The organism is Aetokthonos hydrillicola CCALA 1050, assembly GCF_017591665.1.
Classification (GTDB): domain Bacteria; phylum Cyanobacteriota; class Cyanobacteriia; order Cyanobacteriales; family Nostocaceae; genus Aetokthonos; species Aetokthonos hydrillicola.
Window position 1 is genome coordinate 1 of record NZ_JAAKGC010000115.1, and the last position, 16,449, is coordinate 16,449.

The window sequence follows — 16,449 nt, forward strand, 5'->3', positions numbered from 1 at the left end:
GTTGGAGGGGGGTGGTGGGTGGTTGTGGGGGGTGGGGGTGGGTGGTGGGGTTTGTTTGGTGGTAGGGGGGTTGTGGGATGTGGGGTGGGGGGGGGGGTGTGGGGGGTTGGGGGTGGGGGGTTGGGGGATTGGGGATTGGGGATTGGGGACTGGGGATTGGAGAAGATTTTTTCTCTATAATCTCTAATCTCTATATTTCTAATTTTTGTGACAGCAAACAAAACAACAGAATACTACGATTTTGACTTGCTATCACGGCAAAAGCAAAATTAATAGGACGAGATTCTACGTAATTTCTTGCTCCCCTGCTCCCCTGCACCTAGAGATCCTCTGCTGTGTAACTTTTGACTTTTGACTTTTGACTTCCCCGTAGGGGCTGCTCCCTCTTAACTACTTAGTAATACGATTTAGCAGCCAAATTGACGCTACCAGACCAGCAAAGTGAGCTGACACAGTGTTAGTATTTGCCTGAACGACAAAAATATCTAAAGGTTGGATAATTCGGTTAGGGTCAATTTGGGTGTAAACGCCAGAACCGAATTGTGGCAAAGTCAACGCCTTCAGAATCAGAGTGCCATTAATAGCTTGGGCTCCTAAAAGAGTCAAAAGTATTCCTACCAAATTCACAATTACTCCCAAGCGCACTGATTGAACAGTTTCAAGTTTACGTGGGCGATTGTTCTGATTAGGTGATTCTAGCTGTCTACCAATTCTTGTGTAACGAAAAGTTAAATAAATACTGACACCTAGGGTAATTAACCCAGAAACAGCTAAAACGATACCAAAGCCAGTTCCAGGGTTACTACTATTGCCAGTTTTTGGAATCAGGATAGTGCTCAGCAAAATTCCCGCAGAAACAACGCCCAGTACTAACTGAGTCCAGAAGCTAATCCAACCTGTAAGGCGAAATGTTTGGGCAATAGCCCGAACTGAAGAGGAATCTGACATAAGGCATCACCAAGTATCCTGGGCATTCGATCAATTTACTATGAACAAGGGGATAAGAGGTAGGTTTTGGATTCCGGGATTTGGGTGTTAAAGGTTAGGTACTGGGTTTTAAGTGTTAGTTGTAAAGAATTAATCCCAATCCCCAGTACCCAGTACCCAATCCCCAGTCCCCAGTCCCCAATCCCCAATACCTAATTTTTTCAGTGTTGAGTCAAGCTACCATGTGCCGATTGTTGGACAATTACTTAATTTAGATTAAGGTATAGGCTTAATTTTTAAGATTGTGCAATGGGATAATCACTATTACGCAAAGTGTTTATTAAGTTTTGCGCCAAAAGCTACATTTTACGCTTAGAATTGCTTATGCATCATTTTTTGCTTCAGTAGTTCTCAGACAATGTGCATTACTTAATACAAAGATAAAGGCACATCTGTTGTCTATTCGCTCCTCACTACACAGTTTAGAGCTTAGTTAAAGATTGCAATTTTTTGCATTCCTAAAACTGGCGTATTGGTCAGCATCCTACTCTAAGAGAAATGATGGCTCCCTTGCCTTCCTCTTCCGGTAGCTGACCGTTCTCGTGTAACTTGTTTATACATTGTGAGATTTTTATGAATGAGTTTCCATTGTGGAGACATCTTCCCAGACAACTGAAGTTCCCTCAACTAGCGAGCCTAAGCCGTGCTGAATTTTTAAGCCTTGCTAGTCTAGCTTCAGTAGCAGTATATACTTGTTCATTAGGATGTAGCACTGGATACTCACAATGAGAATGATAGGCTCAACCTTCAGAGATATTTTTAGCCATTCAGCAGCAACCATGAAACTAGAGGATATATATCAATTTTTTGAAAATCCTCCGCCAACATACCTTTGTCAGGAACTAGCAGTTTGTTATATCTTGTATGTTTTATTACAAGGAGAGTCCTATGGCACTGAGTTGATTCAAAGACTAGAAACTGAATACCCAACGTATCGGTTATCAGATACCGTACTTTATAGTGCAATTAAGTTTCTTGAAGACGAAAGAGCAATCACTGGGTATTGGAAAAAACTTGAAGGACGTGGACGCCCCAGACGGATGTACCAAGTTTCTTCAGAATGGCAATCCCAATCAGTCGATTTGGCTAGTTTGTGGCAAAAGTATATTAACCTGAGGACTAATTAACGCGCAGAATAATGAATAATGAATAAGTCTCCTCCACTAACACAATAACAATTTAGTTATGGATACTGCTATCCTGCCATCCACGTTGCTATTAACCTTGTTGCTATCCGTTGGTCTGTTTTTCTTTATTCGTGCTTCAGCCAAGGATCGCACAGAAAAAAAGCAACTGGTGTCTGACCAAGACGAAGCTAGTTTATTGTCTCAATTACAAGAGTATTTTCGCATGAGATCCTACCGAGTGGCAGCGGTAGACCCACAAGAAAACCAAGTGATTTTTGAAGGGTTGGTCAAACCTAGCTTGTTTCTAACAGTCTTTCTGACGCTACTAGCGGCAGCGGGTATTCTTTCTTTATCACTGGTGTTATCACTGCTTTTCCCTAATTTCAGTACTGTTTTTCTAGGATTGGTACTTCTATCCCCTTTAAGTGGATTATTTTATTGGAAAAAAGCAGAAAAACTTGAGAAGGTGTTGCTTAAAGTTGAAACAACTCCAAGTCAACAACACTTCTCAAGTAAAATTACTGTGATTGCCCATCGAGATGAACTTATTGAGTTACAAAGGGCGCTACAGTTAAAATCTTGCGAATAACCGGATTTTAGATTTTGCTTAAACGCATCCAAAATCCATTGATTATTCGCAAGCCTGAACGCTAAACTTATAGCCGACTTCTAGGAAAATCAACACTAGGAAAGGAGGAAAAAGCTTAAGCTATATTTCTTGAAAGACCATTGCTTGGAATAAAGCTGTATTTTATTCCCAAATCCTCCACGCGTAGGTAACGCGATATGTGATTACTACCCACACTGTCAACAGATAGGTTAAGATATCCATTCTAGGTATGGTGATGGTACTTCCAATTCCTTGTGTATATTGAAACCAAAAACCAACCTATTTAAACCGATTGGTTAAAGGAGTTGATAATTTTATTTACTGGACTAGCAAAGCGGCGCAATAATAAATCAGCGAGAATGTTTAATTCCGCGATCGCCTTTAATGCTGCCCTTTGTCAATCGATAAGCGCTGTGGGAAGATAGCCCGATCGCATAATAGCGGCTCCTAAACGAGGATAATACAGCGTCTCGTAAAGAAGCCGTACTAGCCCAACTGGCAAATTAGCTACAAACTTAAAAAACAGTCTTTTAAATAAACCTAGCACTTTTGCCAGTTAATCGTTGTCAAAAGCCAGGCTCGAAACCTAGGTTAACCATTGATTTTTCAATGACTAGCCATTGCTAGGGCTTCCTGTCCTGGAGAATTTTCTAACGTTCTTAGGCTAGGAAATAGAAAATGATTTTCTTCAACGTACTGAGCACCAAATAGCCCTTTTTCCGCCCAAAAGTAACGGTCTGTTGTGTGCTCATTTCGCTTTACAAGTAGCAAAGCAGGTGGAGCGATTCGTTCAGATTGAATGAATTTTCTCGCTGCTGTCACCGGTTTATCTTCACCACTTTCGATGCTATATTGAGGCACGTGCTCCAATATTCGCCGTCCTTCTTGGCGACGACGACTCTTCCTCTTCCGTCTCCTTGCCAACCTATTTTCCTCCTCTTTGAAGCTACAGATTGTAGTTATAGCTACAAAATCCGTCGTCATTGTAAAAGTTCTAGTTCAAAAAATCAACAGTTCTTAATGTTTCGATACAAGAGCCATAATTTATTCTTAAAGAGAAAAACATTGTGAACGAGATAATTCCACAGACCGGTCTTTTATTTCTAAAATCTAGTTAAACTTTATTAAATGAAACACAACATCCTGTGTCTGCTTTTCCTGTCCTCAGTAATATTACTTAGTTGTATAAAAAATGCCTATATCTACTGATTCTGAGTTTCTTGCTCTGTGTCGAGAGCAAATAGCACTCTTAGCTCAAGGGTTAGGAGCATCTTTGAGCATAGTCTATCTAACACAAGAATTAGTAGAGACTTCGGCAAGCGAGACTAAACTGATTCCTGTGGTATTTTATCCGGAAACAGCTGTGCAACTTCCAGAACAGGCTTTGGCATTGCCAAACCAGAAGATGAAGCTCTTGACAGCAGCAGAAGATACAAGCAACGAATTAAGGAAGTCAACAAAAACAAATGATACGGCAGTACCACCAGAGTCTCAAGAAGAATACTTATTAAATGGTGACCAAATTATTCTACCACTCATCCATGAGGATGTGATGATGGGTTTGTTGGTGACAAGCAGGGAAGACAGGACGTGGAATGATCAAGAACGGAGTGAAGTAGAAAGGATTGCCCGAACACTATCGCTCGCTTGTATTTTGGATCAGCGGCGAATATGGTTAGAACAGCAGTTACACCAACAACAAATTTTACAAGAAAAACAGCAAGATTTACTAGATAATTTATTGCACCAGTTTCGTAATCCATTAACGGCGTTACGAACCTTTGGTAAGCTACTTTTGAAGCGGTTACGACCAGGAGATGCAAATCGAGAGGTTGCGGCTAATATTGTAGGGGAGAGCGATCGCCTCAAAGAATTGTTACAGCAATTTGATGCTGTGATAGACCTTACAGTAGCAGACTTAGGACAACCAGCACTGCCGCAAAAAGAGGTGTTTGTAGAAGCAACTGTTGAATCTGATAAACAAGAAGCGAATAAGAAGGTTCCCGTTGCTAGCATCGCTACTTTACGGGAACCATCCCTCAAGAGTTATTCTCCTGAGCGATCGCTTTCAAAAGAAGCCCTGTTGTTACCTCAAGCAGGAGATAACAACTCAGAGTGTTTTATAGTAGATGTACTGCGACCAGTGTTATTTTCAGCTCAGGCGATCGCCCAAGAAAGAAATTTGCACCTAATCGCTGAAATTCCCCATAATTTGCCTCCAGTACATGCCAATATCAAAGCATTACGGGAAGTGTTAAGTAATATTGTCGATAATGCCTTAAAATACACTCCTAGTGGTGGAAGTATTTTGGTCACAGCTGGTCAACAAAAAGCTAATCTACAAGGAATAGCCATTAGTGACAATGGTCCAGGAATACCACCACAAGATTTAGAGCATCTTGGCGAACGACATTATCGAGGTGTACAAGCTCAAAGTGATGTTCCTGGTACCGGTTTAGGATTAGCGATCGCCAAACAGCTTATAGAGCAAATGGAGGGTGAAATACAAATTTTTAGCCCTGCCACATCATCGCCTATCACATCACCTGATACGCCGGGAACTACCTTTATTATTTGGTTACCTCTTAGCAAAGCTTAATACCCAACAGCAGTAGAAAGTAGCAAGCTAGAACGCAGCTTCACATCTAAATCACCGTCGTTAGGCTTAATAACAATAACTTCTACTTTTTTACGCCTTAACAAAACACTAGCACCAGCACCAGCACCAGCACCAAGGATAGGATCTAGAAGTCGGATTCTGTTCTTTGCGATCAGTCCGATTAAACTAGCTGCACCAGCACCAATAGCTGCATCTTGTAAGATTTTACTACTGTCATTTCCTTTGCTGATTTTCTCAGTTCTAGTAACTATGCCAGAACTGGCATCAATCTCCTGTCTACTGCCGTCAGGAAAAACTATCTCTCGTGCTACAAAACGAGCACCTTTTTTTGAGTCTCTACTTGCTGATTCTATTTGTCCAACAAGTTCAGAGCCTTCAGGGATTAAGACATTTCCATCCCTATCTATAATGTTTTTTGCTATCCTCAGTGTTAAAGGTGTCTGTTCATCAGGGCTCACAACAATTTTATCTTTGTCGTAACTAACAGGAAATGTAACTCCTGCCGGAATTGAAAGATCTCTTCTTTGCGAACGAAACAGTTGTGCTGAAGCAGGAGCAGCAGTAACCATAGGAGCGATCGCTCCCGTGGTTAACGATATTGCAAGAAGTGCAGCAGTTCCACTTTTCCAAGTCATTTTTTTAGTTCCTTTTTATTGTCTTTTTGGATCTAATTACAACTTACGCATTCATCACAAAATTGCATCAATGCACATGATGGTCAATTTGTACAGTGTGTAAGTTCTATTAACGACGTGAAGTGAGTTATCTTTGTTTCATGACTTAATTCTGTTGCTTTGAGTGATTTCCCTCTTTAATGTTTGACTCTGCATGTACAGCGTTACGTGTAGCATTGTGCTTTGCAAATTCTAAACGAATACGATACTTTACAATCTTTTCCTGAGCTAGTGAATAATTAGGGCTAGATGGTGGCACAGACTCTAAAAGTTCAATTGCTTCTTTCCATTTACTCTCAACCATCTTCCAATCATCCTGAGTTTGTGCTGTCTTGGTTAGCTTTACTGCACGCTTACCTTTTCTAACAGCTTGTTCAAAAGTGTCTTTTTGTACTGGTAAATCAGGCTGCTTAGGTAGAACTTCTATAGTAGGTTGAGGTGTCACTTGAGGTAATTTAGGTTGAGTTACTTCAGACTGAAAAGTTAGAGGTGATGGTTTTTGTACAGCGACAGGGACATTTGTAGACATAGTTTGTCTCACCTCTGGTAGTTTTGCAAATTGATATAGCCATAAAGCAACTAGGGGAATTAAAGTAATTGTGAATGCCTTTTTGGGCAAATTTTTCTGTTGTTTAACCCAGTCAAAGATATTCAGCTTTTTCTTACTACTTGGTTTGTCGGTTGTTTGAGTCTGTGTTGAATCTGCAACATCTGGTGAACCCTTAGCATTAGCATCAGAAACCGTATGATTTTTCCCTTCTTGTGTATCAGTAGCGAAATCGCCAAAAACCAACCGCAGCTTAACTAAATACTCAATTTGGTAAAGAAGAGCAGCGCTAACTAGCCAGATGAGAGCAAAGATAAGTTGTATATCATTATGAGGTAGAGTATAAGTATCAATAATTGTTTTATAGTTCAGCTTAAACAAAGGTAACAGAGGTGTACAAAACAGTGTTGCAATCAATGTAGATAGAACAAATACCATCCAGCCATATAAACTTTGCCACCAACTTATTAATCCTGGAAATAAGGAATCAGAGTTACTCTGTCTCTCCCCTGGAATTATGGAAATAAAGCGGCTCAGAAAAAAATGATGGAAAAGAGCGATCGCTGGGATAGGTAACAATAGTAAGAGTATCGATACAATAGCCAAAAGTTCTGGGTTATCAGATAATTTAGACAAATAACCCAACAAAGTGCTATCGCGCCTAATCATAACTATAAGCCCAGTTACCAGCATAGATAGAGTTAAGGCACTTACCCAGGAATTAAAATGAGGAAACCATCGAGATAATCCAGACTTTTTCATCACTCACACACACTTGATTTTTGTAATTCGTGGGGTGCGTTAGGACGAAGTCCGTAACGCACCGTAACTAAAGGTTTAATGCGTTACCACGTATCTGCTTACAAAACAAATAGTAGCCCCATAGAAACCCATAATAGTAGTAAATATCACGACCTTCGAGAAACTCATCACTCAGGTTATTACTAAAATCAGTAAACAGCCACATCTATCTAAAGTATTATTCACTGGATATTTTCTAAACCTGACAGCACCCCATGAATCCAAAAAATAAAGTTACCCTAGTAAAGCGACAATTGAGAAGCGATCGCGCCTGACGATAATGCCACCTTTACCTACATACACTCAACAACCTTGGACAGAAACTTATAGTGAAATAATTGACGTTCGTTCTCCTAGCGAATTTGCAGAAGATCACATCCTTGGTGCCATTAATTTACCAGTGCTAAATGATACTGAGCGCGCCGAAGTAGGAACAATATACAAACAAATCTCTCCGTTCAACGCCCGTAAAATTGGCGCTGCTTTGGTAGCAAAAAATATTTCTGAACATCTCACGCAACATTTTGCCACAAAAGAAAAAAACTACCATCCTCTAGTGTACTGTTGGCGGGGAGGGCAGCGTTCCAATAGTTTAGCTTTAATACTGACGCAAATTGGCTGGCGAGTGACATTACTTGAAGGTGGTTACAAGACATATCGTGCTTATGTACGTAACCAAATAGAACAGTTGCCACAAAAATTTACCTTTCGAGTATTATGTGGTTTAACTGGAAGTGGAAAGACGCTAATTCTACACCAGATGCGTCGGTGTAGTGTCCAAGTCTTAGATTTGGAAAATATGGCGAACCATCGTGGTTCTCTGCTAGGTGAAGAATGGGAAGATAAACTCTCACCTCAACCTTCACAAAAATGCTTTGAGTCCCTTTTAGTACAACAACTGCAAAGCTTTAATCCTTCTCAACCAGTATGGGTAGAATCAGAAAGCCCGAAAATAGGGCAAATCTATTTACCACAGTCTTTGTGGAAACAAATGAAACAGGCTAGTTGTACAGAAATTCAACTACCCATAAGTGCTAGAGTTCAGTTTCTCTTACAAGAATATTCCCATCTGATAGACTATCCTAATATTTTAAAAGAGAAGTTAGGAAACCTGAAATCTCTCTGCGGTCGGCAAAAACTAAATCAGTGGTATCAGTTGATTGATGGGGGAAAATGGGAATTTTTAGTCGAGGATATGTTGCAGTCTCACTACGATCCAACATACCGCAAATCAATCACACGGGATTTTAGGAAAGTAGAACAAGTGCTATCCATGCCAGATTTATCTGATAGCAGTATTATGGCTTTGTTAGATTCTTTATTACCAAACTGCAGTTTACTTAGAGCCTGATATCTTGCACCATTTTCAAAAGAATTAGAATTGTTACTCTCACTTCAACTCCAATTTCTGAGATAGTCGCAATGGTGCAAGAATTTCAAGCAATCAACTAGAAAGTGAAAGTGGTGCGTAGGATACCTACTGTGGTTGTTTCATTTCTGCTGTCACTTTCAGGATTGAAAAGGACAAACGCACCAGGGGTAATGCTAATATTGTCGTTCACCTTAAAGCGATAGTAACCCTCTAAATGATAAGGAGTGGTTCTCCGCTCACCAGGAAGTTGCAGACGAGCACTACCACCAGCATCACTGACAAAAAGCGGTTGTCCGAAGATAAGACCAGCATTATTACCGTTGTGGAACAAATCCGAGAAATGTAAACCTACCATCCAACTGGTAATGGTAGTGGAAGCATCAACACGACTGGAACCATCTTGAACAAAAAGTGCTGCACCGTAGGTAGAAAAAGCAATCTTGGGAGCGAACCGCCAAGTTAAACTACCACCGACTGAGTTAATTTTAACAGGTGTTCCAGGCGCAACTCCTGGTAAAGCTGCTCCTGCATCCTTAGCAACCAATCCTGTACCAAGAATGTTTAGCTCGTGATAGCTGTGAGCATAGTTTAAACCAATATCTAAGCTTTTGGTAGGTTTGATAGTTAACTGTGCCGCCTCAACACTACTACCGCTAAACAAGCCTGCACCTAATGGAGTACTAGAAACTCCTGGAATCACATCAGGTCCTTTAGATGGAAGCGCAGCGTTAACACTACCATACAAAGCCGCCAAATTCACTTTGTCTGATATATTCCAAATGAAGCCAGCAGCAGATGCTAAACCAGTACCAGAAGTACCTCCTGAAATCCGAACAACAGGGTTATAACCTGCAAAGCGAGAGATAGATTCTTGTCCTTCACTAGCAAAAGGAGTGATTGCGCTAAAAGCATCGGTTGCTTCAAGTCGAGGACCCGCAAATAGAGTTAGACTTTTAGCAACTGGAAATATGTAACCTAGCTTATAAAGTTGAACTGAGTTAGCACCAACAGCGGATAAAGTCTCAACATTGATACCAGGAAATTGAGGTTCAAAACTCAAGCGTGCACTACTACCACTCAAAGCTTGTAAAGCACCACTTGGTACTAAGCCTAAAGAACCACCAATGCTATTAGTACCACCGCCTAGATTATAAGCTTGTAGACCAGTAATTAATAAGTCCTTGCCTGTAAAACTAGTTGTGAGATTCAACCGTACCCGGTCAACTAAGGTAATATTTGGGTCAGATGTATTAGGAGCACCTCCGCCAGCACCAGCTACTGCAATGATTGCCTCTCCACTAAGTTTGGTAGTGGTAGAAAACTGATTAGCCTCTAGTTCAGCAGTGCGTGCTTCTACCGCGTCTACACGACCTCTTAATGTAGCTAGTTCAGTTGCAAATTCTTCTTGTAATTTCTGGAGTGTGGCTAGATCTTCTTTTTTTACTATGTCAGTGGTTGCAGTAGCAATCAGTTCATTAACTCGATCTAGACAGCTCTTGACACCTGCGGCAAATTCATAACGAGTGATAGCTCGATTCCCTCGGTAGGTGCCATTGGGATAACCGGCTATACAACCATAACGTTCAACCAAAGACTGGAGAGATTGAAAAGCCCAATCAGTAGGCTTTACGTCGGAAAGTTGAGATACAGAGTTGACTTGTTCTTGTGTGTCATCTGTTGACTCCGATTGTGAACCTTGGCGATCGCTTATTAAAGTCTCAGTGTTGGATACGCTGGGGCTCTTATCTCTATTTTTTGAAGGCTTAATATTTACGACTTCAGTCTCTTTTGTATTAGCAGCTATAGCTCTTAGTGGCAAACACTCAGCAATTAGACACAAAAAACTCACTGCACTAGCAAAAGCTAGCAGACGTGCTTTCATAATCACTCCTCGTTGAATTCAACTTCAAGCAAATCGATATATAGTTATTAAGTCAATTTAAGACCTTTAATGAACCTACACCACACCCCTGATCAATCCACAAAAAAGCAAGAATTAGTTAAATAAATCAATACCTCACATTTTTTAGACTGTATCAAATGCTCACATAAGTAAGTGCAAAATGCAAGCCTAACAGATGCTTTTTACCCATTGAATTTATCACTTCTGTCGATTAGGAAAATTAATAAGTTTTACGATACCAGTGAGGCAACCTACCTCCACCTTGTTCTGTCACAGAAGTACTTAAATATATAAGTGTAATTTTTATAACAAAATATATGCTTGGGGTTTAGAATCTTGAACGGTTATTTATTTCCCTTAAAGTTTATTTCTTCTTTACATTACGGTACAATATGTCTTTAAACTGACACAATACTTATAGTATTGTGTCAATTTCTGACTCCGCTTTTCCTCTTTTTGTAGCACATTAGGCCTCAAACATTCTTGCATATTCGACCAAAAACCTTTACTTGAGCAATTTAATCAACCCAAGTCTCGTAGGGTATGGTAACTCCGAGATTACGGTACCGCAGCTTAAAATCGGAGGCTAGTACGTCGGATTATTATATTCTTCGGTTTTTTAGAGCGGTAATTTATGAAGAAAGCTGCAATTAGAATTATTAAAATACACCTAAGAAGTTTAATTCTAGCAACATATTTAGTTGGTGGCAATGTTTTAGCACAGACATTAAAAGTACCAAATAATTTAATTCAGTTCAACTCACAAGAAGGTGAAAAATTATTTATTGAAAGTAACGCAAGAGAAGCTTTTTTTACGCTCAGTACCCAGTTTGTTACTCAAAAGAATCAAGCATATTGTGGAGTTGCTAGCAGTGTGATGGTGCTTAATGGTTTGCAGATTCCCGCACCAGAAGCACCTGAGTATTCCCCTTTCCATGTGTTCACTCAGGAAAATTTTTTTAATAACGAAGCAACTCGAAAAATAATCACTCCTGACGTTGTTTCTCGTCAAGGTATGACTCTCGATCAACTAGGACAATTATTGGCTATTTATAACGTACAGGTCAAAGTTTACCATGCTGGCGACACTAGTATAGAAGATTTTAGAAAATTTGTACTAGAGAAATTGAAACAACCAAATAATTTTGTGATAGTTAACTATTTACGTAAAGAAATTGGTCAAGAAAAAGGCGGTCATATCTCTCCTATTGCAGCATACAATCAAAAAAATGATAGAGTTTTAATTATGGATGTTTCTCGTTATAAATATCCACCAGTTTGGGTAAAGACAACAGATTTATGGAGGGCAATGGCAACAGTTGATCCAGCTTCTAATAAGACAAGAGGATTTGTATCTGTGAGTCGAAATCCCTAGAATTTTAGTTTCGAAAAATTAGAATAGGACGGGGCACAATTGAGACAAGGCACTCCTCGGGAATCGAGGTATTCCGGGGGGTTTCCTGCTTGTTGAGGCTGCTGAAAGTGCAGGAATAGGTTATATAACTCTATGTGTAAATTTTAAACGTGTGAGTCCTGGTATATTCCACTGCTTCTCTAGTTGAAAGTTTAATACTGGAGTTATTACTACGAATGTAAAAAATTTCTTCTTCTTTACCGCTTTTATCTTTAACTTTAATGTACACAGGTTTGGGTGAGGGTTGAACAACGACTCGACACACATCCTGACCACTTACTTTATGAAAAGTAATCTGGAAGAGAGTACCACTATCTTTACCAATCTCCCTTAGTAATAGCTCGTTATTCAAAAACAGCATATAGCCGTCATTATTTTTCTTTTTCAATGTCTGGTAGTCGTTAATTAAACCGAGTGGTAAACCGTTGTCGTCAACACCTATTAAGAGAGTTCCACCCTTAGTATTTAAAAATGCAGCAACGGTTTTGACGATTTCATGTTCCATTGCTTTATCTGATTTATTCTCCCGTAAATTCCAACGTGCAGTAGATTTGAATTCCAATTGTTGATTTTCGCCTTGCTGAATTAATGCCAAAATTTCTGCGTCGCCAGACACAGGTATAAAGGTACGATACGCTTCTAATGCATCTTGTTTGACTTGTTCTGCAACAATGGGAAATGTGCTGAGAATGTAAGTAAATTCTTGTTCAGTCAAGCCGTAGAGATGAGCTATCATTCCGTCGAGTTCGGCGCGGAGTTTGGCGCGATCGCTTTCATCAGTGACGCCATTTGTGTGGGAACCAAGTCCCACTTCTTGCGCGAGTTCGTCAAATTCTGAAGTGGTACAAGTATTTTTGACTAACTTTGCGTTATATTAAGTTTATAACGTCACTTTTCCTGAAATAATCCCAGGGAACAAATAATTTGAGGTTCCCTTTTCTCTACCTCTTCACTGATAATACACAAACGGTCATCCATTCGTAAGGCTACTACTAGTTCTGCTAATTGCTGATTATTAATACCGCTTCTTAATTGCCGATTTAAAGTATCAATTGCTGACTGTCTTAATGGGTAACGATAAATATCATCAATTGCTTTTAGCAATTCATCAGTAACAAATAACGTTCCTTTCATTTCCTGAACATAACTTTTTAATCGTTCATAAGTACGGAATCTTCCCCCTGATGGTCTCCCCAATTGACCGCCTGTATTTTTTTCTTCCTCAGCAATCAGTTCAGCACCTTTTTTAACTAACTCGTGATGCTGTTCATCTTTGGGAATTGCGGGAATAGTTTCTTCACACGCCGCCATTTTTAAAACTGCTAATTGCGACTGAGTAACACTATTTCCTTCGCGGTCGACATAAATTAAAGAATCATTACCCTCAGTAGTTTTCATATAAAGCAGTACCCCCTCTGGTTGCACAGCTTGGGGACGATGAGAGCGAGTAGAATAAACGACGTTGGGCATTTCTTCAATCATCTTTTTCAAAGCAGGGTTATCCTCAGTAGCTTTTTTCCAAATTTGAAATGCTTCCGAAGTTAAGTCTACTTCAGTATCTTCTTCACCATCCAAAATCCCTGATTTTTCATTGTAGAGATCGAGAATTACCTGTGGAGCGTCGTCTTCAAAAAATGCTTCATCTGTTCCCACCACTTCCGCATTTTCCTGCAGTCGCTGGCGCAATCGCCTCCGCAAATTAATTATACGTTCTATTCCCTCTGCTGGTAGGAAAGAATAGCAGAGAATTTTTTCAGCATTTTGTCCAATCCGGTCTACTCGTCCCGCTCTTTGGATCAGCCTAATAATAGCCCAGGGTAAATCCCAATTGATGATAATTGCACAATCTTGTAGATTGTGACCTTCACTAATAACATCAGTAGCAATTAAGATGCGCAGCTCATTTGATGGTAAGATGCGATCCCGTTTTCCATTACTCACAGGACTAAATCTTTCCGTCAATTCCGTAGGGTCTTTTGATTGACCTGTTACCCCGGCTACATGAGTAATATTTCTCGCCTGTAAATTATCACTCAGATAGCGTACTGTATCAGCAAATTGGGTAAAAATTAGTATTTTATCTTTTGGGTGAGTTTTTGTTAGCAATTTAACCAAATTAGCAAATTTTTCATCTTCTTGAGAATTCCAATTCCCACAGCGTTGCAACACATTGAGCAGTGCTTTAGCGTCTGCTAACAAATCCCGTTTTAATGTCTTAATGTCAAATAGCGTAGGACGCAACCACTTAAATCGCCGTTGATATTGGGTTGCGTATTCACTGTAAATTAACTGTGCTTTTTGTCGAAAACTTTTCTCTGTTAAGTTTTCTGCCTTGGTTTCCTCTTGTACGGACGGTTCATCCTCGTCATCTTGGGTTTCTATATCGAACAAAGTTGCTGCAACCAAATCAGTATCTTCATCGTTATTACTTGTATCTAATAGCTCAGCATCTTGAGTACCGATAGGAATATCTAGTCCCTGTTCTATGGCATATAAATAAATAAAGTTCCGTAAAATATGCCGTTCAATTGATTGGATAAAAACAATTCCACTACTTTCTAAACGTTTAAATAAATTGGTGCGGGAAAAACCCATCAATCGACGTTTACCTCGAAATAATCCATTAAGCTGGCGTTCTTCAGTTTCAGTGGGTGGTTGTTTGTGTTTAGTAATAACGTAATTTCCTAGCCCATAACGGGGTAGGTTTAGCCGACTAAGTATTTCTACTGTTTGCTCAGAATAAAGGCGAGAATAAACATCAGTTTTAGAACCTTCTAAAGTAAACTTGATAGTACAAGGAATTCGGTCAGGAAAATAAGAACGACTACCATTAGAAAATTCTAAATATTTACGTACACTCTTTTTTTTACCCTGCTCAAGGAGAGATTGATGAGGATCAGACTTTGCATAATTATCTTTAATAAATGATCGCGTTCGACGTACCATGTAGCGTTTCATCAACTCTCGCCAGTCATCGGGGTGTTCGCTTTTTTCAAAAGCAGCTAAAGAACGTACAGAACATTGATGCCTTCTGATGAACTCTAATTCTCCGACTGAACTGCCGCCAAGTTCATTGATTAAAGCTTCTGGTCGAAACCCTAGATCTTGGTCTTCTGGGACGAATAATCGTAATTGGGAAGAAAGATCAAGATACGTTTTGTTGTAAGGTGTAGCAGACAGTAAAATACATTTACTTTCGTTGGCAGTAATATATTCTGCGATCGCTCTATATCTCTTACCTTCTCGGTTACGCAAATTGTGACTTTCATCTATTAACACGACTCGGTAGCGGCGTAACTCTGGTAATTGATTCTGCACTTTACTAATCGGCAACACTTTGGCATAAAGCCGATATTTATCGGCATATTCCTGCCACATTTTCACTAAATTTTTTGGGCAGATAATTAGTGTTTCTAAAAAACAATCTTCCTGTAATATTTTCGCAAGAGCAGTTCCTACTAAGGTTTTACCTAAACCCACCACATCCCCCACCAAGACACCACCACGTCTTGTTACATGACGCGCTGCTAGCTGCACCGCTGCTTTTTGGAAATCAAATAAATTGTTAAATTCTCGGGGAATGCGGAATTCAGAAAGTCCAGCGATCGCCTCATGAGATAAGTGATAAGCAATCTTTAGGTAAATGTGATAAGGTAATATTAATTCTTCCCTAGCCCAACTCTCATCAATAATTTCCGCAAGTTCTTTGGAAATATCTACACAACCGTATTCCCGCCAACGTTGATTAAACCAGTTTTGCAGTTTATTGCAAGCGTCGTGATCTAAAATATCAACATTCAATTCTCCTTGTTTAGCCAGTCCGGGCAAGGTCAAGTTACTACTACCTAAAAATCCGACTATTGGTGCATTTGGATCTTGCCGATGTATAAGGTATAACTTTGCGTGGAGGGGGTGCCTTAGAAACAGTTTAATAATTAATTTCTCAGTTTTTAGCTGATGACTTAACCGTTGCAATCCCGCTTCATCGCGATTCGTAGGCGCACCGACAGTTAACTGGTTGCGAAATTCAGCCGCCATCCTTTTTTTATAGCGCACGATAGCAGTGTTATCAAGACGCCCGTCACTAGTCGCGAGGTTGAAAGCTGCATGAACTTCTTCGCTCTCACGACTTTGCATCCCAATCAGCAAACGACAACAAGCTTTTTCGTTGCCAACATACTGTTCAATTAAATCATCTATTTTTCGCCAACCTCTGAGATTAAAGTAGCCAACGCAAAAATCTGCTCGATAGGAGGCTTTTAGAGTCTCCCGTAAAATTGGTAGTAGTTGCAAATCTATGTTGTCGAAGATACGCGGCATGGTGTCATACCCAGTTGGAGATTTTGTGGTGGGTTGTTCACCAACAATGGTCTACCAGTATAAGCAACAGAAAG

13 protein-coding genes are annotated in these 16,449 nt (G+C 39.9%); 6 read left to right on the plus strand and 7 right to left on the minus strand.

The window, feature by feature from the left end:
• Positions 1 to 180, plus strand: a 180-nt coding sequence (locus G4P69_RS31695) for a hypothetical protein (protein WP_208353585.1), incomplete at its 5' end; no start/stop codon positions are given.
• A gap of 210 nt (positions 181 to 390) precedes the next feature.
• On the opposite strand, the gene G4P69_RS31700 is transcribed toward G4P69_RS31695, so the two are convergent.
• Entirely contained in the window at positions 391 to 948 is a 558-nt protein-coding gene (locus tag G4P69_RS31700) for a DUF3611 family protein (RefSeq protein WP_208346080.1), read from the minus strand.
• Positions 949 to 1,766: 818 nt separating this feature from the next.
• Here G4P69_RS31700 and G4P69_RS31705 point away from each other — a divergent pair.
• Complete coding sequence (locus G4P69_RS31705) at positions 1,767 to 2,114, plus strand: PadR family transcriptional regulator (protein ID WP_208346079.1); 348 nt, start codon at positions 1,767 to 1,769, stop codon at positions 2,112 to 2,114.
• A 58-nt stretch (positions 2,115 to 2,172) separates the two neighbouring features.
• Positions 2,173 to 2,703, plus strand: a complete 531-nt coding sequence (locus G4P69_RS31710; RefSeq protein WP_208353608.1) for a cofactor assembly of complex C subunit B — start codon at positions 2,173 to 2,175, stop codon at positions 2,701 to 2,703.
• Positions 2,704 to 3,330: 627 nt separating this feature from the next.
• Here the strand turns inward: G4P69_RS31710 and G4P69_RS31715 are convergent.
• Positions 3,331 to 3,648 carry a DUF3155 domain-containing protein gene (locus tag G4P69_RS31715; RefSeq protein ID WP_208346435.1) on the minus strand — a complete coding sequence of 106 codons (318 nt, stop codon included), beginning with the start codon at positions 3,646 to 3,648 and terminating at the stop codon, positions 3,331 to 3,333.
• Between the two features lie 268 nt (positions 3,649 to 3,916).
• Here G4P69_RS31715 and G4P69_RS31720 point away from each other — a divergent pair, with 268 nt between their 5' ends.
• Complete coding sequence (locus G4P69_RS31720; RefSeq protein ID WP_208353610.1) at positions 3,917 to 5,323, plus strand: sensor histidine kinase; 1,407 nt, start codon at positions 3,917 to 3,919, stop codon at positions 5,321 to 5,323.
• Here G4P69_RS31720 and G4P69_RS31725 read toward each other — a convergent pair.
• Positions 5,320 to 5,979, minus strand: coding sequence for a conjugal transfer protein TrbI (locus G4P69_RS31725; RefSeq protein ID WP_208345683.1), 660 nt, complete (start codon positions 5,977 to 5,979; stop codon positions 5,320 to 5,322). The two genes, G4P69_RS31720 and G4P69_RS31725, sit on opposite strands and share 4 nt — an antisense overlap.
• A gap of 145 nt (positions 5,980 to 6,124) precedes the next feature.
• Positions 6,125 to 7,327, minus strand: coding sequence for a hypothetical protein (locus G4P69_RS31730; RefSeq protein ID WP_208345684.1), 1,203 nt, complete (start codon positions 7,325 to 7,327; stop codon positions 6,125 to 6,127).
• Between the two features lie 319 nt (positions 7,328 to 7,646).
• Here G4P69_RS31730 and mnmH point away from each other — a divergent pair, with 319 nt between their 5' ends.
• Positions 7,647 to 8,717, plus strand: a complete 1,071-nt coding sequence (gene mnmH / locus G4P69_RS31735; protein WP_208353613.1) for a tRNA 2-selenouridine(34) synthase MnmH — start codon at positions 7,647 to 7,649, stop codon at positions 8,715 to 8,717.
• 97 nt (positions 8,718 to 8,814) lie between these two features.
• Here mnmH and G4P69_RS31740 read toward each other — a convergent pair whose 3' ends face one another.
• A complete protein-coding gene (locus G4P69_RS31740; protein ID WP_208353616.1) occupies positions 8,815 to 10,620 on the minus strand; it encodes an iron uptake porin in 1,806 nt (601 codons plus the stop codon).
• Positions 10,621 to 11,275: 655 nt separating this feature from the next.
• Between G4P69_RS31740 and G4P69_RS31745 the strand changes: the two genes are divergently transcribed.
• Positions 11,276 to 12,016 carry a phytochelatin synthase family protein gene (locus G4P69_RS31745; RefSeq protein ID WP_208345950.1) on the plus strand — a complete coding sequence of 247 codons (741 nt, stop codon included), beginning with the start codon at positions 11,276 to 11,278 and terminating at the stop codon, positions 12,014 to 12,016.
• A gap of 130 nt (positions 12,017 to 12,146) precedes the next feature.
• Here G4P69_RS31745 and G4P69_RS31750 read toward each other — a convergent pair whose 3' ends face one another.
• Both G4P69_RS31750 and G4P69_RS31755 read right to left on the minus strand, forming a co-directional pair.
• On the minus strand, positions 12,147 to 12,866 hold the full coding sequence (locus G4P69_RS31750; protein WP_310834230.1) for an AlbA family DNA-binding domain-containing protein: 720 nt from the start codon (positions 12,864 to 12,866) through the stop codon (positions 12,147 to 12,149).
• 77 nt (positions 12,867 to 12,943) lie between these two features.
• Entirely contained in the window at positions 12,944 to 16,375 is a 3,432-nt protein-coding gene (locus tag G4P69_RS31755; RefSeq protein WP_208353619.1) for a helicase-related protein, read from the minus strand.
• Positions 16,376 to 16,449: the final 74 nt, after the last annotated feature.